This is a genomic window from Promicromonospora soli (assembly GCF_014653785.1).
Classification (GTDB): Bacteria; Actinomycetota; Actinomycetes; order Actinomycetales; family Cellulomonadaceae; genus Promicromonospora; species Promicromonospora soli.
On sequence record NZ_BNAS01000001.1, the window covers coordinates 583,141 to 601,355 of the forward strand.

Annotated in this window: 21 protein-coding genes; 7 read left to right on the forward strand and 14 right to left on the reverse strand. The window is 71.3% G+C overall.

The genetic code is table 11. The features are described 5' to 3' along the window. Positions 1-188 precede the first annotated feature (188 nt). From IE250_RS02630 to ctaC, 3 genes are read right to left on the reverse strand one after another with little or no spacing between them, the layout of a single operon-like run. On the reverse strand, positions 189-590 hold the full coding sequence (locus IE250_RS02630; protein WP_189667695.1) for a cytochrome c oxidase subunit 4: 402 nt from the start codon (positions 588-590) through the stop codon (positions 189-191). After that, a complete protein-coding gene (gene ctaD / locus IE250_RS02635; protein ID WP_189667696.1) occupies positions 587-2,404 on the reverse strand; it encodes an aa3-type cytochrome oxidase subunit I in 1,818 nt (605 codons plus the stop codon). Before ctaD ends, IE250_RS02630 begins: the two co-directional genes overlap by 4 nt. Continuing rightward, entirely contained in the window at positions 2,401-3,312 is a 912-nt protein-coding gene (gene ctaC, locus IE250_RS02640; RefSeq protein ID WP_189667697.1) for an aa3-type cytochrome oxidase subunit II, read from the reverse strand. The genes ctaD and ctaC overlap by 4 nt, the downstream gene beginning before the upstream one ends. A 340-nt stretch (positions 3,313-3,652) precedes the next feature. Between ctaC and IE250_RS02645 the strand changes: the two genes are divergently transcribed. Both IE250_RS02645 and IE250_RS02650 read left to right on the forward strand, forming a co-directional pair. Further along, positions 3,653-4,819, forward strand: coding sequence for a cysteine desulfurase family protein (locus IE250_RS02645; protein ID WP_229872076.1), 1,167 nt, complete (start codon positions 3,653-3,655; stop codon positions 4,817-4,819). 33 nt (positions 4,820-4,852) lie between these two features. Further along, positions 4,853-5,128, forward strand: coding sequence for a sulfurtransferase TusA family protein (locus tag IE250_RS02650; RefSeq protein ID WP_229872077.1), 276 nt, complete (start codon positions 4,853-4,855; stop codon positions 5,126-5,128). Between the two features lie 137 nt (positions 5,129-5,265). On the opposite strand, the gene erpA is transcribed toward IE250_RS02650, so the two are convergent. Together erpA and IE250_RS02660 are read right to left on the reverse strand one after the other, a co-directional pair. After that, entirely contained in the window at positions 5,266-5,619 is a 354-nt protein-coding gene (erpA, locus tag IE250_RS02655; protein ID WP_189667699.1) for an iron-sulfur cluster insertion protein ErpA, read from the reverse strand. 144 nt (positions 5,620-5,763) lie between these two features. Further along, a complete protein-coding gene (locus IE250_RS02660) occupies positions 5,764-6,357 on the reverse strand; it encodes a hypothetical protein (RefSeq protein WP_189667700.1) in 594 nt (197 codons plus the stop codon). A gap of 40 nt (positions 6,358-6,397) precedes the next feature. On the opposite strand from IE250_RS02660, the gene nadA reads away from it, so the two are divergent. The 3 genes from nadA to IE250_RS02675 are packed head-to-tail and all read left to right on the forward strand — an operon-like array spanning position 6,398 to position 8,829. After that, a complete protein-coding gene (nadA, locus tag IE250_RS02665; protein ID WP_229872173.1) occupies positions 6,398-7,612 on the forward strand; it encodes a quinolinate synthase NadA in 1,215 nt (404 codons plus the stop codon). Positions 7,613-7,625: 13 nt separating this feature from the next. After that, complete coding sequence (locus tag IE250_RS02670; RefSeq protein ID WP_189667702.1) at positions 7,626-8,216, forward strand: DJ-1/PfpI family protein; 591 nt, start codon at positions 7,626-7,628, stop codon at positions 8,214-8,216. 55 nt (positions 8,217-8,271) lie between these two features. Further along, positions 8,272-8,829 carry an acyl-CoA thioesterase gene (locus IE250_RS02675; protein WP_229872078.1) on the forward strand — a complete coding sequence of 186 codons (558 nt, stop codon included), beginning with the start codon at positions 8,272-8,274 and terminating at the stop codon, positions 8,827-8,829. Between the two features lie 79 nt (positions 8,830-8,908). Here IE250_RS02675 and IE250_RS02680 read toward each other — a convergent pair whose 3' ends face one another. After that, on the reverse strand, positions 8,909-10,288 hold the full coding sequence (locus IE250_RS02680; protein WP_189667703.1) for a dipeptidase: 1,380 nt from the start codon (positions 10,286-10,288) through the stop codon (positions 8,909-8,911). Positions 10,289-10,344: 56 nt separating this feature from the next. Here IE250_RS02680 and IE250_RS02685 point away from each other — a divergent pair, with 56 nt between their 5' ends. Further along, positions 10,345-10,965, forward strand: a complete 621-nt coding sequence (locus IE250_RS02685) for a DUF3043 domain-containing protein (protein ID WP_229872079.1) — start codon at positions 10,345-10,347, stop codon at positions 10,963-10,965. A gap of 76 nt (positions 10,966-11,041) precedes the next feature. Here the strand turns inward: IE250_RS02685 and IE250_RS02690 are convergent, their stop codons facing one another. The 3 genes from IE250_RS02690 to yczE form a co-directional block, all read right to left on the reverse strand. Further along, positions 11,042-12,055, reverse strand: a complete 1,014-nt coding sequence (locus IE250_RS02690) for an aldo/keto reductase family protein (RefSeq protein WP_189667704.1) — start codon at positions 12,053-12,055, stop codon at positions 11,042-11,044. 76 nt (positions 12,056-12,131) lie between these two features. Then, the gene (locus tag IE250_RS02695; RefSeq protein WP_189667705.1) at positions 12,132-12,953 is read right to left on the reverse strand and encodes a hypothetical protein; all 822 of its coding nucleotides are present in this window, start codon (positions 12,951-12,953) and stop codon (positions 12,132-12,134) included. A gap of 55 nt (positions 12,954-13,008) precedes the next feature. After that, positions 13,009-13,698: a membrane protein YczE gene (yczE, locus tag IE250_RS02700; RefSeq protein WP_189667706.1), complete on the reverse strand. Its 690-nt coding sequence runs from the start codon at positions 13,696-13,698 to the stop codon at positions 13,009-13,011. Between the two features lie 61 nt (positions 13,699-13,759). Between yczE and yczR the strand changes: the two genes are divergently transcribed. Then, positions 13,760-15,238 (forward strand): MocR-like transcription factor YczR, encoded by a 1,479-nt coding sequence (gene yczR / locus IE250_RS02705; RefSeq protein ID WP_189667707.1) that lies wholly within the window; start codon positions 13,760-13,762, stop codon positions 15,236-15,238. A gap of 4 nt (positions 15,239-15,242) precedes the next feature. Here the strand turns inward: yczR and IE250_RS02710 are convergent, their stop codons facing one another. From IE250_RS02710 to IE250_RS02730, 5 genes are read right to left on the reverse strand one after another with little or no spacing between them, the layout of a single operon-like run. Then, positions 15,243-16,025 carry a putative hydro-lyase gene (locus tag IE250_RS02710; RefSeq protein WP_189667708.1) on the reverse strand — a complete coding sequence of 261 codons (783 nt, stop codon included), beginning with the start codon at positions 16,023-16,025 and terminating at the stop codon, positions 15,243-15,245. Next, positions 16,022-16,231 carry a hypothetical protein gene (locus IE250_RS02715; RefSeq protein ID WP_189667709.1) on the reverse strand — a complete coding sequence of 70 codons (210 nt, stop codon included), beginning with the start codon at positions 16,229-16,231 and terminating at the stop codon, positions 16,022-16,024. Before IE250_RS02715 ends, IE250_RS02710 begins: the two co-directional genes overlap by 4 nt. Then, a complete protein-coding gene (locus tag IE250_RS02720) occupies positions 16,228-17,319 on the reverse strand; it encodes a quinone-dependent dihydroorotate dehydrogenase (protein WP_189667710.1) in 1,092 nt (363 codons plus the stop codon). Before IE250_RS02720 ends, IE250_RS02715 begins: the two co-directional genes overlap by 4 nt. After that, entirely contained in the window at positions 17,316-17,744 is a 429-nt protein-coding gene (locus tag IE250_RS02725) for a hypothetical protein (RefSeq protein ID WP_189667711.1), read from the reverse strand. Before IE250_RS02725 ends, IE250_RS02720 begins: the two co-directional genes overlap by 4 nt. Further along, complete coding sequence (locus IE250_RS02730; RefSeq protein WP_189667712.1) at positions 17,744-18,103, reverse strand: hypothetical protein; 360 nt, start codon at positions 18,101-18,103, stop codon at positions 17,744-17,746. Before IE250_RS02730 ends, IE250_RS02725 begins: the two co-directional genes overlap by 1 nt. Positions 18,104-18,215 lie beyond the last annotated feature (112 nt).

Sequence of the window (18,215 nt, forward strand, 5' to 3'; positions counted from 1 at the left end):
TCCCTGTCCGCGGTACAGCCGACGCACCTTTGCGTCCGAAAACCGTCCAGCGACCGTTCGATTTCACCACGGCGCGCGCGCTACGCCCCGCTCGCAGGCGGGTGAAAGCCCGGGTGAAAGAACATGCCCGACGCCGGATTGCACCCTGGGGAGGGTGCGCCGGCGTCGGGCAGCGAAGGGGAGTGCGGTCAGTGCGAGTGGATACCGCGCGAGTACTCGAACACCCAGCCCACCAGCGCGATGACCCCCGCGCAGAAGCCGATGTAGAGCACCCACCAGCCCACGGCCAGGCCGAGGAAGGAGATCGCGGCGGAGGCCCCGATCGCCAGCGGCCACCAGCTCCAGGGCGCGTACACGCCCTGGTCGCCCGCTGCGTCCTCGATGTTGCCGTTCGGGTCGTCCTCGGGCCGGTCGTCGATGCGCCGGGCCGTCAGGGCCAGGTACGCGCCGATCATCGCCACCAGGGCGCCGACGAGTGGCATGCCGAGGTAGCCGACGGGCTCGGACCAGTCCGTCATGAAGCCGTAGACGATGCCGGCCCCGACGAAGATGGGCGTTCCCCAGAGGAACAGCCGGGTCTCGATCTTCACTTGCTGGTCCCCTCGTCCGGCTCGTCCACGATCACCGTGCTGCTCTGCCCAGGCTCGCCGCCGTCGCCCGCGGCGCGCCGCTGGGCCTGCTTGTCCTGACCGCGCCGGTCCGCCTCGCCGTAGATGTTGTCGAGCACGCCACGGTTGTACTCCGGGCGCTCCATCGCGACGACCTCGGGGTGGTGCAGGTCGAACGCCGGCGACTCCGAGCGGATGCGCGGGAGCGAGGCGAAGTTGTGCCGCGGCGGCGGGCAGGACGTGGCCCACTCGAGCGAGCGGCCGTAGCCCCACGGGTCGTCGACCGTGACCATGGGCGCCTTGCGCCACGTGATGTACACGTTCGCGAGGAACGGCAGGGTGGACACCGCGAGGATGAACGCGCCGACCGTGGACACCTGGTTCTCCCAGGTGAAGCCCTCCTGCGGCATGTAGTCCGCGTAACGGCGCGGCATGCCCTCGACACCCAGCCAGTGCTGGATGAGGAACGTGGTGTGGAAGCCGACGAAGAGCAGCCAGAAGTGCAGCTTGCCCAGGCGCTCCGACAGCATGCGGCCGGTCATCTTCGGCCACCAGAAGTAGAAGCCGGCGAACATCGCGAACACCACGGTGCCGAACACCACGTAGTGGAAGTGAGCCACCACGAAGTAGGAGTCCGACAGCTGGAAGTCCAGGGCGGGGCTCGACAGGATGATGCCGGTCAGGCCGCCAAAGAGGAACGTCACGAGGAAGCCGATGGACCAGAGCATCGGCGTCTCGAAGGTGAGCTTCCCTCGCCAGAGCGTGCCGATCCAGTTGAAGAACTTCACACCGGTCGGCACCGCGATCAGCATCGTCATGAAGGCGAAGAACGGCAGCATGACCGCGCCGGTCACGTACATGTGGTGCGCCCACACCGTCACCGACAGCGCCGCGATCGCGATCGTCGCGTAGACCAGGCCCGTGTAGCCGAAGATCGGCTTGCGGCTGAACACCGGGAAGATCTCGGACACGATGCCGAAGAACGGCAGCGCGATGATGTACACCTCGGGGTGCCCGAAGAACCAGAACAGGTGCTGCCAGAGGATGGCGCCGCCGTTCTCCGGGTTGAAGATCTGCGCGTCGAGGCGACGGTCGGCGCCGAGCGCGAACAGCGCGGCGGCCAGGGGCGGGAACGCCATCAGGACCAGCAGGCTGGTGACCAGGGTGTTCCACGTGAAGATCGGCATCCGGAACATGGTCATGCCCGGCGCGCGCATCGTGATGATCGTGGTGATGAAGTTGACCGCACCGAGGATCGTGCCGAAACCGGCGAGCGCGAGGCCGAACACCCAGAGGTCTCCCCCGAGCCCTGGCGTGTATGTCGTGGTCGACAGCGGCGCGTAGGCGAACCAGCCGAACGAGGCGGCGCCCTGCGGCGTGAGGAACCCGGCGGTCGCGATAAGTCCGCCGAACAGGAACAGCCAGTAGGCGAACATGTTCAGGCGGGGGAACGCGACGTCAGGGGCGCCGATCTGGAGCGGCATGATCACGTTCGCGAAGCCCGCGAACAGCGGAGTCGCGAAGAGCAGCAGCATGATCGTGCCGTGCATCGTGAAGAGCTGGTTGTACTGCTCCTTGCTCTGCACGAGCTGGATTCCCGGCTCGAAGAGCTCGGCCCGGATCGCCAGCGCCATCAGGCCGCCGATGCAGAAGAACACGAACGACGTGATCAGGTAGAGGTACCCGATCGTCTTGTGGTCAGTGGACGTGATCCACTTGATGACCGTCCGGCCGAGCGTCTGCCGCCCGGGTGCCAGACCCGGGATCAGCTCGGTCGTAGTCTCTGTGGCCCTCACTGCCCAGCCTCCTCTTCCTCATCGTCCACCGGACCCTGCGTGCGAGCAAGGTCCATGCCGAGCGCGCCGGTCTGACCCTTCGCGGCAAGCTCCGCCATGTGGGCGTCGTACTCCTCGGCGGACACGACCTTCACGTTGAAGAGCATGCCGGAGTGGAACTCGCCGCAGAGCTCGGCACACTTCCCGGCGTAGGTGCCCTCACGGGTCGGCGTCACCTGGAACGTGTTGGTCCGCTGCGGGATCATGTCCTGCTTGTACAGGAACGCGGGGATCCAGAACGAGTGGATGACGTCGCGAGAGTCGAGCGTGAACTCCACCGTCTCGTTCACCGGCAGGTAGAGCGTCGGGAACGACGTCGAGGTGCCGATGGCGCCGTCGAGCTCGTCCTCCGCGGTGACCCCGCCGGGGTCGGACTCGTGCTGGCCGTAGTCGTAGACGTCGGCGTCCAGGTAGTTGAAGTCCCAGCTCCACTGCTTGCCGATGACCTGGATGTGCTCGGTCGCGGTGCCGTCCACGGTCTTGATCGCGGTCACGTCCCGGTCGGTGTACCAGAACAGCACCAGCACCATGATGAGCGGCACGGCCGTGTACATGAGCTCGAGCGGCAGGTGGTAGCGCGTCTGCACCGGGAGCTGGTGGTCGTCCTTGCGCTTGCGGTACGCCGCGATGCACCAAAGGATCAGGCCCCACGTCACGATGCCCACTAACAGGGCAGCGATCCACGAGCCCACCCAAAGATCGGTGATGCGCGCAGTCTGGTTAGTCACCTCCCCGTCGCTGTAGCCGGGCAGGTATCCGCGCTGGACGGATTCGCTTGCGCAGCCGGTAGCCACTACTGCGACGGCGACGGCTAGAGCCGACGCGCGCAGAATGGCCCGACGGGTGCGGGTAGGTGCCTTCGAGTGCAAGGGAGGCCTTTCACGTCTCGTCCGGCGCGTCGCACCGGTTTCCTCCCGAGCTCCACGCAGAACCTTCGTCCTCGATGGGATGCAGCCTAGCGCGCCCCAGGGGCTGATGATGCCCGGAACGGACCCCGGGCGACGTGACGCACTCCGCACCTGGGGCGCGTATCGACGCTGTTCAGGACACGCACCCAGGTCGTGTCAGAACGATCGCCGCGGCGGGCCCGTACGCGCAGGTGCGAGGATCAGGTGTACGGCCACGGCAGCAGCCGCACGCCGCCGTCGGAGCCTGTGATCGGGCCCGACGCACCGCAGGACGTATCAGGACACAGGAGCAGGAGGACGTGTGAGCCACGCCACCCCGGGTGCCCCCGGCCGGGTGTACCTCGACAACGGCGGGCGCGCCCCGTGGCACCCGCTCGCCCGGCAGGCGTTCGAGCAGGCCCTCGCTGACGGCTGGGCCGATCCGCGCCGCCTGCACGCCGAGGGCCGGCGAGCCGCCCGCCTGCTCGACGGCGCCCGCGAGGCCGTCGCCGCCGTGCTCGGCGCACGGACCGAGGAGGTCCACTTCACGCCGAGCCACACGGCCTCGCTCCAGATGGCGGTCGCCTCAGGGGCCGCGGCCCGGCGGCGCGCCGGCACCGCGATTGTCACCAGCGCCGTCGAACGCGCCGCCGTGCTGCACGCGGCCGGCCACGCCGCCGGCGCGGCGGGTGCCGGTGTCCCGAGCCCGGTCCAGGTCGACCGGCTCGGGCGGGTCGACGTCGACGCGATGATCGGCGCCGTCCGGGCGCCCGGCGTCGCCCTAGCCGCGCTCCAGCACGCGAACGGCGAGGTGGGAACGGTTCAGCCGGTCGAGGCGGTGCACGAGGCCGCCCGCGCGGCCGGCGTCCCGCTCCTGGTCGACGCCGGAGCGAGCGTCGGCCACATGGTGGTCCCGCAGACCTGGGACCTCCTCGCCGCCGACCCTGCCGACTGGGGCGGGCCTGCCGGCGTCGGCGTGCTCGCCGTCCGGCAGCGGGTCCGCACGGCCCGAGTTGGACCCGAGGACGAGGACCCGTGGGCGCCGGGTGGCGTCAGCGTGCCGCTCGCGTTCGCCGCGGCGGTGGCGCTCCAGGCGGTCGAGGCAGACCGTGCGGTGCAGGAGGCGCGCCGTCGGGCGCTCGTGGAGCGCGTGCGGGCCGAGGCGGCGCGCATCCCCGACGTCGAGGTGGTGGGCGACCCGGCCCGCCGGCTCCCCCACGTCGCCACGTTCTCGTTCCTCTACGTGGACGGCGAGGCGCTCGTGACGGAGCTGGACCGGCACGGGTTCTCGGTCGGGTCGGGCTCGGCGTGCACCGCGAGCACGCTGGAGCCCTCGCACGTGCTGGCGGCGATGGGCGTGCTCACGCACGGCAACGTGCGGATCGCCCTGGACCGGACCACCATCGCGGACGAGATCGACCGCTTCTGCGCGGTGCTGCCGGACGCTGTGGCACAGGTGCGGAAGATGCTCGGGGTGGGTGGGCTCTGACGCTCGGACGTACGGGTCACTATGGTGAGCTGTGTGTCTCACACGCTGGTGGACGCCCGCGGGCTGCGCTGCCCCCTGCCCGTGATCCGGCTCGCCGCGGCCGCGAGGGGCCTGCCTGCGGGCACGGTGCTGACGGTGCTCTCGACCGACCCGGCCGCCAAGCTCGACGTGCCCGCGTGGTGCCGCATGCGCGGGCACGAGCACGTCGAGACCCGCGAGCACCGGGCGGACGGCAGCGCCGGTGGAGCGGGCCGGGCCGGCGAGGAGACGAGCTGGAACGGCTGGGCGGTCAAGGTCCGCCTCGGCTGACCGTGACCTTGCTGTGGGCGCGATCGTTGTGACTACGCGCCCGTTTTAGGCGCAACGATTGCGCCCACAGCCAAGGACGGCGAACGGGCCGGTCACCGCGAAGGTGACCGGCCCGTTCGTCGTGCAGAGAGCTTCGATCAGGAGAACGACCCGCCGCAGGCACACGCGCTGCCTGCGTTCGGGTTGTCGATCGTGAAGCCCTGCTGCTCGATGGTGTCCTTGAAGTCGATGGTCGCGCCCTCGAGGTACGGCACGCTCATCTTGTCCACGACGACCTCGACGCCGTCGTAGTCACGCAGCGCATCTCCTTCGAGCACGCGCTCGTCGAAGTAGAGCTGGTAGATCAGCCCGGAGCAGCCACCCGGCTGCACCGCGACGCGGAGGCGCAGGTCGTCGCGGCCCTCCTGCTCGAGCAGGCTACGGACCTTGCCCGCGGCGACGTCGGTGACGTTGACGCCGTGGGTTGCGGTGTCCGTGGTGGTGTCGGTCATGTCATCTCCCGATCGTGTTCGACATACCGGTAGTCGAATGTCTCAGCGGTGCCAACCCATCGGCCAGTCCGTCTGTTCCCGTTCCGGTCTGTATCTCATCGATCGTACGCCAGCGGGCCGCTGGAGCCGATCACCTGTCCAGTGTCAGCGCGCCCAGCCCGGCGTCCAGGTCCGGGCCACGCGGGCCACGTCGCCGTCGGCCACCTCGTGCACCCCGCTGAGGCCCGCCGTCGACCATTCACGCCTGCTCACCTCGCTGTGCTCCGTGACCACGACGACCGGGACGGCATGCGGCGCGGCCGCCGCCGCGGCCTCCACGACCACCCCCCGGTGCAACCCCTCGCCGTCGAGCCGCGTGACGTACGCCACTACGACGTCGGCCCGCGCGGCGGCCTCGGCCAGAGCCGCACCCTCCACGCGGGGCAGCACGGAGCGAGCGGGCCCGGGCGGGGTCGGGCCGGGATGGGCGGGGCCCACGTCCTGCGGCCCGACGGCGTCCGGCCGGCCCACGGGGATCGCTGCCCCCGCCAGGAGGACGCCGCTGCCCTGCCCCTCGCCCGATCCGTTGCCCGGTCCGGCGCCATGGCCAGCACCTCCCGCGGACGCCCCGACAACCTGCGGCACCCGGACCTCGCGCACGTCCGTGCCCACGTGGGGCGCGGCTCCGCGCCACGCGGAGGCGAGTCGCTCGGCGTCGGACAGGGTCTCGGCAAGCAGCAGCACGTGCACGAGACGCATCGTGTCACCGCCGCAGACTGTGTGTCACCCGCGTGTCATGATGGTGATCGTGAGCACCCTGCTGGCTGAATACTCAGGCTTCTCCGAGCCCGCCTCGTCCCCCCTGCTTCTGCTCGGCCAGGGCCGTGACCTGGCCTCCGAGCGCGGCGTGGAGTGTATCGGCGAGCTGCCCGCACCGAGCGACCCGGACCTCGTCGACCGGGCCCGCGCAGCGCGGGCGGCCCTCGGCAGCCGCGCCTTCGTGCTGGGGCACCACTACCAGCGCGACGAGGTCATCGACTTCGCCGACGTCACCGGCGACTCCTTCAAGCTCGCGCGCGAGGCCGCCGCCCGGCCCGAGGCCGAGTTCATCCTGTTCTGCGGCGTGCACTTCATGGCCGAGAGCGCGGACATCCTCACCTCCGACGATCAGCAGGTCGTGCTGCCCGACCTCGCGGCCGGCTGCTCCATGGCGGACATGGCGGCGATCGGCCAGGTCGAGGAGGCCTGGGCGGTGCTGCAGGACGTCGGCATCGCGGACTCGACGATCCCCGTCACCTACATGAACTCGTCGGCGGCCATCAAGGCGTTCACCGGCCGGCACGGCGGCACCGTGTGCACCTCCTCCAACGCGGAGGTCGCGCTGCGCTGGGCGTTCGACCAGGTCGGCGGGATCGACGGCACCGGAAAGGTGCTGTTCCTCCCCGACCAGCACCTGGGCCGCAACACCGCGGTGCTGGAGCTCGCGATGTCCCTGGACGAGTGCGTCGTCTTCGACCCGCGCAAGCCCAACGGTGGGCTCACCGACCAGGAGCTGCGCGACGCCCGGATGATCCTGTGGCGCGGGCACTGCTCGGTGCACGGGCGCTTCTCGGCGCAGAACGTCGCCGACATCCGCGCCGCGCTGCCCGGCGTCAACGTGATGGTGCACCCCGAGTGCAAGCACGAGGTGGTCACCGCGGCCGACTACGTGGGCTCGACCGAGTACATCATCAAGAAGCTGGACGCGGCCGAGCCCGGCTCCTCGTGGGCGATCGGCACCGAGCTGAACCTGGTACGCCGCGTCGCCAAGGCACACCCCGACAAGAACGTGCACTACCTCGACTCGACGGTGTGCTTCTGCTCCACCATGAACCGGATCGACCTGCCCCACCTCGTGTGGGCCATGGAGTCACTCGTGGAAGGACGCATGGTGAACCGGATAGTCGTGGACGCCGACGACGCCCACTGGGCGCGCGTGGCGCTCGACCAGATGCTGGCCCTCCCCGGAATCTGACCCGGGCGGACATGTGAGCGGCAACGGAGGGCTGCGCATCGGGATCTTCGTCTTCGACGGGGCGGAGGAGCTCGACGTCGTCGGGCCCTTCGAGGTGTTCGCGGAGTGGGGCTCCCACTCCCAGCTGCGGCCGTCCGTGAGCACGTTCTCCTGGGACGGTTCCGGCGTGCGGCTCGCGAAAGGGCTGCGGATCTTGCCGGCGCACGGCGCCGACGACGTCGGGCCGCTGCACATGCTGGTCTACCCGGGAGGGCTGGGCACCCGGCCCTTGCTGGCCCAGGCCGGCCACCTCGAGTGGCTGCGCCAGATCCGCAAGCAGACGCCGATCATGGCGAGCGTCTGCACGGGTGCCCTGGCGCTCGCGGCCGCCGGCCTGCTGGCGGGGCGGCCCGCCACGACGCACCACAACCACTACGACGAGCTCGCCGAGCTGGACCCGAGCATCCTCGTGGACACCGAGGCGCGGTACGTGGACGACGGCGACGTGGTCACGTCCGCGGGTGTGTCGGCGGGGATCGACATGGCCCTGCACCTCGTCGAACGGCTCGAGACGACGGCGGTGGCGCGGTCCGTGCGGTTCGAGATCCAGCACACGGGCGCCTGAGAACTCGTACGAGATACATACCTGATACTGCCGGTTCTCGGTATAACCTCGACGCATGGCTCGCATGCTCCAGCTCACCTGGTCCGGACTCTTCCCGCGCAAGGCCCGCCCCGGACAGACCCTGCTCGACCCGTCGGTGACCCGGATGCGCGTCGGCCTCCTGGACCTCGACTCGTACCTGCACGTCAACAACGGCACGTACCTGCAGATGATGGACGTGGCCCGGAACAACCAGATCGCCGACCTCGGCATGTTCCCGGTCGCCCGTGCGAAGGGCTGGGCCCCGGTGGTCGCGGCGTCGACCATGAAGTACCGCCGGTCCCTGCAGCCGTTCGAGCGGTTCGAGATCACTACCCGGATCCTGGGCTGGGACGAGCGCGTGTTCTACCTGGAGCAGGTGTTCACGCGCGGCGAGAAGCTCTGCGCGCGGGGCCTCGTCGCCAGCCGGTTCCTGGACCGCAAGGGCAACCGGATCTCGCCGATCGAGGTGGTCCGGGACGCCACCGGCGAGGACATGCCGTCCCCCGAGCTCCCCGGGGACGTCCTGGCCTGGGCGCGGGCCATCGACGTCGCCCACCGCCCGACCGCCGCGGGAGCCGGCCGCCCGGCCTAGCCTCCCTTTGTTGTGGGCGCGATCGTTGCGAGTACCTGCCCGTTTTAGGCGCAACGATCACGCCCACAACAAAAGGGGGTCAGAGGCCTGCGGCGATCTTGGTCAGCAGCAGGGCCTCGGCCAGGACCACCTTCTGCAGCTCGCCCAGGTGCACCGACTCGTTCGCGCCGTGCGCCCGCGAGTCCGGGTCCTCGACGCCGGTCACGAGGATCGCAGCGGAGGGGAAGACCTCCAGCAGGTCGGCGATGAACGGGATGGACCCGCCCACGCCGACGTCGACCGGGGCCGTGCCCCACGCCTCGGTGAACGCCGCACGCGCCGCCCGCATCGCAGCCGAGTCGCCCGGCGCGAAGAACGGCTTCCCGGCCTCGCCGGGGTGCCAGGTGACGTGCGCGCCGAACGGCGCATGCTTCGCGACGTGCGCGGCGAGCGCCTCGTCCGCCGCCGCCGGGTCCTGGCCCGGAGCGAGGCGCAGCGAGATCTTCGCGGTGCAGCTCGGCGCTATCGTGTTCGAGGCCTCGGCCACCGAGGTGACGTCCATGCCGATCACCGACAGCGCGGGCTTGGTCCACAGCCGTCCGGAGACGGTGCCGGTGCCCGCGAGGGACACGCCGTCGAGCAGCGAGGAGTCGGCCCGGAGGGCGGCCTCGTCGTAGTCGACCTCCGGCTCGGGCGCGGTGACCAGACCCTCGATCGCCACGTCGCCCGCCTCGTCGTGGAACGTCGCCACGAGGCGCGACATCAGGGTGACGGCGTCCAGCACCGCGCCGCCGAACATCCCCGAGTGCACCGCGTGCTCCAGGACCCGCAGCTCGACCTCGCCGTCCACCAGGCCGCGCAGCGACGTCGTGAGGGCGGGGACGCCCACCTTCCAGTTCGTGGAGTCCGCCACGACGATGACGTCGGCGGCCAGCAGGTCGCGGTGCTCCTCGAGAAAAGCGCGGAACGACGGCGACCCCGACTCCTCCTCGCCCTCGAGGAACACCGTGACGCCGACGGGCAGGTCCGCGCCGTCAGGCAGACCCAGGGCACGCAGGGCGCCAAGGTGGGCCACGATGCCCGCCTTGTCGTCGGCCGCGCCCCGGCCGAACAGGCGCTCCCCCACCTGGGTGGGCTCGAACGGGTCGGTGTCCCAGGTTGCGGGGTCGCCCGGCGGCTGCACGTCGTGGTGCGCGTACAGCAGCACGGTCGGCGCACCCTCGGGCGCGGGCCGGCGCGCGACGACGGCGGGCGCGCCCGGCGTCCCGTCGGGCCGGGGGGCGGAGAGGATCTGGACGTCGGGCAGGCCGACGTCGCGCAGCAGCTGCTCCGTCGCGGCGGCGCTCGCGGCGACGTACGCCTGGTCGAACGCGGCGGCCGAGACGCTCGGGATGCGCACGAGCGCTTCCAGGTCGGCCTGCAGGGCGGGGAACAGCTCGGCGACGCGGGCGCGGAGGGCCGCTGATGTATCGATGGTCACGACCCCACGTTAACGGCTGGCAGCGGGCCGCCGCCGGGAGCCATTAGGCTGGGGAGGTGTTCTCCCGCAGCAAGACTTCGACACCAGACGGCGTGACCCCCGTGGGCGACTCTCCCGACGAGGTCACGCCCGCGTCCGACGCGACGTCGGGCGAGGCCCTCAAGAAGGGCCGGCCCACGCCCAAGCGCAACGTCGCGCAGGCCGCGAACAAGCGACCGCTGGTCCCGGACGACCGGAAGGCCGCCCGCAAGGCCCAGCGCGAGAAGTCGCGCATCGACCGGGAGCGCGCCTACGAGGCGATGCAGACCGGCGACGAGAAGTACATGCCGGCCAAGGACAAGGGCCCGGTGCGCCGGTACGTGCGCGACTTCGTGGACGCACGCTGGAACCTCGGCGAGTTCTTCCTGCCGGTCGCGTTCATCTTCTTGTTCGCGACGTTCTTCACGCAGCAGTACCCGCAGCTCAGCATCGTCGTGATGCTCGGCCTGTACGGGTTCCTGTTCCTGACGATCATCGACGCGTGGCTCATGTGGCGGTCGCTGAAGAAGCGCCTGACGGCGAAGTTCGGCGAGGTCCCGCGCGGCCTCCTGATGTACACGATCACGCGCGCCTACCAGCTGCGCCGGTCGCGGCTGCCGAAGCCGATGAGCAAGAAGCGCGGCAGCTACCCGGAGTAACCCCCTTTGCCGAGATAGAACTCTGGCGAGATAGAACTGCAGTTCTATCTCGCCAGAGTTCTACCTCGGCGTTGGGTCAGGCGGGGCGCTTCTTCGGCATGCCCTCGAGGGTCTTCGCCGGGTCCCGCACGACGACATCCTCGAGGGCGGCGTCGATCTGCTTCATCAGCTCCGCGGGGATCGTCACGCCCGAGGCCTTGACGTTCTCCGCGACCTGCTCGGGACGCGACGCACCCACGAGCGCGGCGGCAACGTTGTCGTTCTGCAGCACCCACGCGACCGAGAGCTGCGCCATGGACAGGCCCAGCTCGTCGGCGACCGGCTTGAGGTTCTGCACGGCGGTCAGGGTCTCGTCGTTCATGAAGCGGCTGATCGTCTGGGCGCCGCCCTTCTCGTCCGTGGCCCGCGAGCCGGCCGGCGCCGGCTGCCCCGGCAGGTACTTGCCGGACAGCACGCCCTGCGCCATGGGCGACCACACGATCTGCGAGACGCCGGTCTCGATCGAGGCCGGGACCACCTCGTCCTCGATGACGCGCCACAGCATCGAGTACTGGGGCTGCGAGGAGATCAGCTGGAAGCCGAGCTCCTTGGCCAGGGCGGCGCCGTCGCGGATCTGGTCGGCGGTCCACTCGGAGACGCCGATGTAGAGGGCCTTGCCCTGGCGGACAACGTCGGCGAACGCCTGCATCGTCTCCTCGAGCGGGGTCTCCACGTCGAAGCGGTGCGCCTGGTAGAGGTCGACGTAGTCAGTGTCGAGGCGCTTCAGCGAGCCGTTGATGGACTCCATGATGTGCTTGCGCGACAGGCCAGTGTCGTTGGGGCCCTTGGGCCCGGTGGGCCAGTAGACCTTCGTGAAGATCTCCAGGGACTCGCGACGCTCGCCCTTCAGCGCGTCGCCGAGAACCTGCTCCGCCGCCGTGTTCGCGTACACGTCCGCGGTATCAAAGGTGGTGATGCCCGCGTCCAGCGCGGCGCGGACGCACGCCGAGGCGACGTCGTTCTCCACCTGCGAGCCGTGCGTGAGCCAGTTGCCGTACGTGATCTCAGAGATCTTGAGACCGCTGTTACCGAGGTACCGATAGTTGACCATGGCCGCACCCTACGACAATCCCTCGAATCGAATCGACCCGGGCGACATGCCCGGTTCGGGAAGAGCCTCCGTGACGTTACAGGGGGTGGTCCGCACCCGCCGACGTGCGACGGAGCCTGCGCAGCACGCCCGCGGCCAGGAGGGCCTGCCCGACGACGTAGGTCACGGCCGCCGCTCGAAGGCTCACGGTGCCGGCTCCACCCGTGATGGGCCCGATCAGCAACAGCACCGCCGTCGCGACGTGGAGCAGGGCTCCGACGCCCGCGAGGCGGTCGGCCCGCCAGGCCACCACTGCCAGAAGGGACACAGCGGCGCACCAGGCCGCGCCTGCCACCACCGCCGCGACGGCGTAGTCGCCGAGGTCCGCGTGCGCGACCCCGGCGACCAGGACCGCGACCGCGACCGCGGCCGTGACCCAGCAGGTGACATCCGCCGCAGAGCGCAGGCGTCCCGCACCCAGCCACCCCCGGAACGCGACGACCTGCACGACCAGAGCCAGCGCGAGAACCGCGGCGCTCAGCATGGCCCCGTAGACGAGTCCCTCCAGCTCCATGTTGCCCATCAGCGCCTCCCACGCTCCAGGGAAGAGCGTGGTCGTGACGACCATGTCGCCCAGGTAGCCGAGCGCCAGCGCGACGAGCGTGGGGACCACGGGGCGCGGCCGCCCTACCCCGCCGGACGGCGGCGCTGCCGCCCACAGCGTCAGCGCCAGCAGCGGTAGCAGCAGGAGGTGCGCCACGAGGGGCGCCGTGAGCCCGGCGTCGTCCCACGGAGTCACGTCGCCCGTCACGCGGATCACGACCGCGACGAGCAGCGCACCGCACGCGATCCGGGACACGGGCCCTGGCAGGACGGCGCGGATCCCCACGCGCGAGACTTCGACGTCGTTGCTGGTCATGGTCGCAATGGTGGAGGTTCTCCCGCCCGGGGCGCCAGCAAGACCGCGGTCTTCGTCAGTGGCCCTCGGTCAGGCCCGACGGCGCGAGCCACCGCGCGGCGATCTGCACGACGGGTCCGACGCCGAAGGCGAACACCACTGTCGCCCAGCCGAACGTCCCGCCCAGCAGCACGCCGAGCACCACCACCGTGACCTCGATGCCGGTCTTCACCAGCCAGACCGGCCAGCCGTTCAGCTGCACCAGCCCGGTCATCAGCCCGTCGCGCGGCCCCGGCCCGAGCCGCGCCCCGACGTAGGCGGCGGTGCTCACACCGAGCAGGACAATCCCGCCCAGGGCCAGCCCTGTCCCGGCCGCAAGCGCCGGAGAGGGCAGCAGCCGCTCCAGCGCCCAGAGGGTCGGGTCGATGACCAGGCTGATCACGATGATGTTGGCGACCGTCCCGATGCCCGGCTTCTGCCGCAGGGGGATCCACGCGAGCATCACGAGCAGCCCGACCCCGAGCACCACCCACCCGTAGGCCAGGCCCGTGCGGTCCACGATGCCCTGGTCCAGCACCGCCCACGGCATCGCGCCCTGACCCGAGTGCAGCATCATCGCCGTGGCGACGCCGAAGCCCACGAGCCCCAGGACGAGCTGGACGCCGCGGCGTGCCGGGCCCATCAGAACGGGTGCGGAACGGCCCTCGGCCGGTGCGGTCTCGGGGAGTGGGGCGTGCTCGGCCGGGTGGCCGGTGGTCGTCGTCATTTCCTCATGGTGCCGGGCCATTGGCCTTGTCATCCATGGCCAATCGCGCAAGAGTGGCCCCATGTCCGCCGCGACTCCCACTGTGCTCCGCCAGCTCTCTCCCGCCAACACCGCCCGGCTGCTGGGCGCGTGGCATGCGGGCGGACCGGCCTACGTGGCCCTCGCCGACGCGCTGCGCGCCGCGGTCCTGTCCGGCACGCTCTCCCCGAACACCCGGCTGCCCAGCGAGCGGGAGCTCGCGGCCACGCTCCGCGTCTCGCGCACCACCACGTCCGGCGCGTACGCACGGCTGCGGGAGCTCGGCTTCGCGGTCAGCCGCGTCGGCTCGGGCACTGTCACCACGCTGCCGCAGGGCGCAGTCCGGCCCGGTGCGGACCGGCCGACCGGCGGCGACGCCCCCGTGGTCGACGACGCCCTGCGGGTCGCGACGCCGGCGGGCGGGCCGTCCGGCGTCGGGCACCTCGACCTGTGGCAGGCGACGCCGCCCGCGCCGCCCGAGCTGCACGAGGCCTTCGCACGAGCGCTGGAGCGGCTGCCCGCCTATCTCGACTCGGGCGGGTACGAGCCCTTCGGCCTCGCGCCGCTGCGCGAGGCCGTCGCCGCGCGCTACCGCGAGCGCGGCGTGCCGACCACTGCCGACGAGATCCTGATCACGACGGGCGCGCAGCAGGCGATATCCCTGCTCGCGCACACCCACCTGAGCCCGGGCGACCGCGCGCTGGTGGAGTCGCCCACCTACTTCCACGCCATGGAGGCCATGCGCGACGCCGGCGGGCGCGTGGTCGGCGTCCCCACCGGGCCGCTCGACGTCGAGCTGCTCGCCTCCACTGTGCGCCGCGCGAAGCCGCGGCTCGTGTACCTCGTGCCGGACTTCCAGAACCCGACGGGCTTCGTGATGTCCGCGGACGAGCGGGCGGCGGTCCGGGAGATCGCCGACCGGTACCGCGTCACCGTCGTGGGCGACGAGACGCTCGTCGAGCTCGGCCTGTCGGACGACGAGACGCCGCCGGCGTTCGCCGGGGACGGGACGTCGCCGCACGTGGTGTCGGTGGGTTCGGCCTCGAAGGCGTTCTGGGGCGGGCTCCGCGTCGGCTGGATCCGCGCGCACCCGCAGGTGATCGCGCAGCTCGCGCGGGCGCGGCAGTCGGCGGACATCGCGACGGCCGTGCTGGAGCAGCTCGCCGTGACCGAGCTGCTCGGGCGCCGCGCCGAGGTCATGGCGGGCCGGCGCCACATGCTGCGCGAACGGCGCGACCTCCTCGTCAGCAGCCTCCGCGAGTCGTTCCCCTGGGACGTGCCCACGCCGCCGGGTGGGCTGTTCTGCTGGGTCGACCTGGGCCGGCCGGTCGCGCAGGCCTTCGCGGCGGCGGCAGCGGCGGAGGGCGCGCTCGTCGCGGCGGGTCCCCTGTTCACGCCCGACAGCTCCGGGGCGGCGTCGCGCGTGCGAATGACTTTCACCCGTTCGCCCGCCGAGCTGGCGGACGCCGTGCCGCGCCTGGTCAGGGCGTGGGGGCGAGTCGCGGGGCGTCAGCGCCGGTAGGCCGTCACGGCACGACGTACGTGGAGTCCCGGGCGTCGGTGATCGCCATGTGCCCCGGCGCGTGGCCGATCGCGAACGACGGACGCGACCGCATCACCGCCGCCTGCGGAGTCACCCCGCACGCCCAGAACACCGGGATCTCGCCGTCGCGCACCTCCACCGGGTCCCCGAAGTCCGGAACGGCCAGGTCGGTGATGCCCAGCGCAGCCGAGTCGCCCACATGTACCGGGGCGCCGTGCACGGCGGGATACCGGGACGTGATCCGGACGGCGTCGGCCACCTGGCTCGCCGGGACCGGCCGCATCGACACCACGAGCGGCCCCGAAAGGGCGCCCGCCGGCCGGCACTCCCGGTTCGTGCTGTACATCGGCACGTTGGAACCGGCCTCGATGTGCCGCACGGGCACCCCGGCCTCGAGCAGCGCGGCCTCGAAGGTGAAGCTGCAGCCCACCAGGAAGGTGACCAGGTCGTCGCGCCAGAGGTGCGTCACGGAGGTGAGCTCCTCGACCAGCTCGCCGTCGCGATACACGCGGTAGGCGGGCAGGTCGGTGCGCAGGTCCCCCGCGAAGATCGACGCCGACGTCTCTCCCGGCTCGGTCACGTCCAGCACGGGGCACGGCTGGGGGTTGCGCTGCGCGAAGAGGAGGAAGTCGTACGCGTCGGCGCGCGGGAGGGCGATCAGGTTGGCCTGGGTCCACCCCGCGGACCAGCCCGACGTCGGCACGCGCAGGCCGGCACGAAAACGTGCCCTGGCCTCGTCCGGCGTGAGCTGGCCCGGAGCGCTCAAGGGAACCGCAGCTCCACGCCTGGCGCGGCCTGCTTGCCGTCGTGCAGCAGGCTCGCCTGTGCGGCACCGGCCGCGGCCAGCTCGCGCCAGTGCTCGCCGAGCCACTGCTCGGCGTCGTACTGCGCGGTGAAGACAGGCGTGACGGGCGTGCTCAGGCGGCGCCCCTCGACGTCGTCGAGGGCCCACTCCCACTGCGGACGGATCACTCGTACCTCCCACTTGCTGTCGAGCCGGCCGAGCGGGTCAGCGCGCGGTTGATGCGCGACGCCCACAGCGGCCCCTCGTAGACGAATGACGTGTAACCCTGCGTCAGGTCGGCGCCGGCGCGCAGGTACGCCCGGACGTCGTCGGCCCGGGTGATGCCACCCACGCCGATGATGACGGGACCCGTCCCGAGCCGCTCGCGCAGCCGCGCGACCACCTCGAGGCCCCGGCCGAGCAGCGGCGGGCCGGACAGCCCACCGGGTCCGCGGTTGTGGCCGATGGTCGTGTTGACCGCGACCACCCCGTCCAGCCCCAGCTCGAGCGCGAGGTCGGCGACGGCGTCGACGTCCTCGTCCGCGAGGTCGGGGGCGATCTTCACCAGGAGCGGGACCCGCCGGTCAGCACCCGTGGACACCGTGGCGTTTGCCTCGTCCGCGGCGGCGCGCACCGCCTCCAGGATGGGGCGCAGCGACTCGGTGGCCTGCAGGTCGCGCAGCCCGGGCGTGTTCGGGGACGAGACGTTGACCACGAGATAGTCCGCCCACGGCGCCAGCAGGCGGGCCGACATGGCGTAGTCGGCGGCGGCGAACTCGGGCGGGGTCACCTTGGACTTGCCGATGTTTGCGCCGACGACGATCGCGCGGCCCGCGGCGGTGCGCCGCAGCGCACGCAGCCGGTCCGCCGCTACCGCGGCGCCCTCGTTGTTGAAGCCCATCCGGTTGCGTACGCCGCGCACGTCGAGCTCGCGCCACATGCGCGGCTTCTCGTTGCCGGGCTGCGGACGCGCGGTGACGGTGCCGATCTCGACGAACCCGAAGCCGAGCATCGTCAGGCCCCGGACCGCCCTGGCGTTCTTGTCGAACCCGCCGGCCAGGCCGAACGGCGCCGGCACCACCCGGCCGAAGAGGCGCACGCTGCCCGGTCCCCCGGCGCGCTGGCCCAGGTAGGGGGCGATCACGCCCTGCACGATGTCCCGCAGCACGGGGACGTTGCCCGCGCGCTCGATCATCGAGAACGCGAGCTCGTGCGCTCTTTCCGGGTCCATCCGGCGGAAGACGCCGTTGAACAACAACGAGTACGGCCAGCTCATGCAGTCCTCTCCTCGGACGCGCTGCGCGACGTCCGCCATAGCCACCACAATCCGACGAAAGGCAGGACGAGCGGCACGTAACCGTAGCCCTGGCCAAACCCGGACCAGACTGTCGACTCGCCGAACACGCCGGCGTCGGCGAGCGACAGCGCACCCACGGTGACGACACCGACCGCCTCGAGCCCGACAGTGATCCAGGCGGTCACCCGCCAGGCGGGGGTGCCGATCGCCAGCGCGAACGTCGCGACCACGTACACGGCGGCCGCGAGCGTCGACAGCGTGTACGCCACGGGGGCCTCGCCGAACTTCACGACCAGCTCGTAGGACGACCGGCCCAGAGCAGCGAACGCCAGGATCCCGTACACGGTCACCAGCACTCGGCCGAAGCCCCGACCGGTCCGCCGTTCGGCTGCCCGTTCCGGCATCACGCCCCCATCCAGATCTGCCACATGCGCCACTCAAGGAACGCTACGGTGACGGACGCCGCCAGGAGCACCACCGAGCTCCACTTGGTGCGCTCGGCGAACGCCCACGCGGCGGCGAGCGGCAGGATCACCAGGGTGGTGGCGTAGTAGCCCCAGAACAGCAGCGGGTCGGCCGCACCGCCGCCGCCGGCGCCCTGCACGATCGCGACGACACCCTGCACCAGCAAGAAGAACTCGACGACGGCCCCGCCCCACAGCTGGTTCAGGATGACCGCACGGTTGCGGGCGACGAACCACCCGGCCCACCCGGCCAGGACCACGCACAGCGCGACCACGAGGAGCAGGAGAGCAAGGATCACGTCCCGCAGACTACCGGGCGGCACCTGCGGGGCGGCAATCGGATCGTGCGTGACCTGCGCCTCCATGAGTGCGCCAGGCTCCAGCGGCCGAGCGTCAGAGGCCCGGGTTACG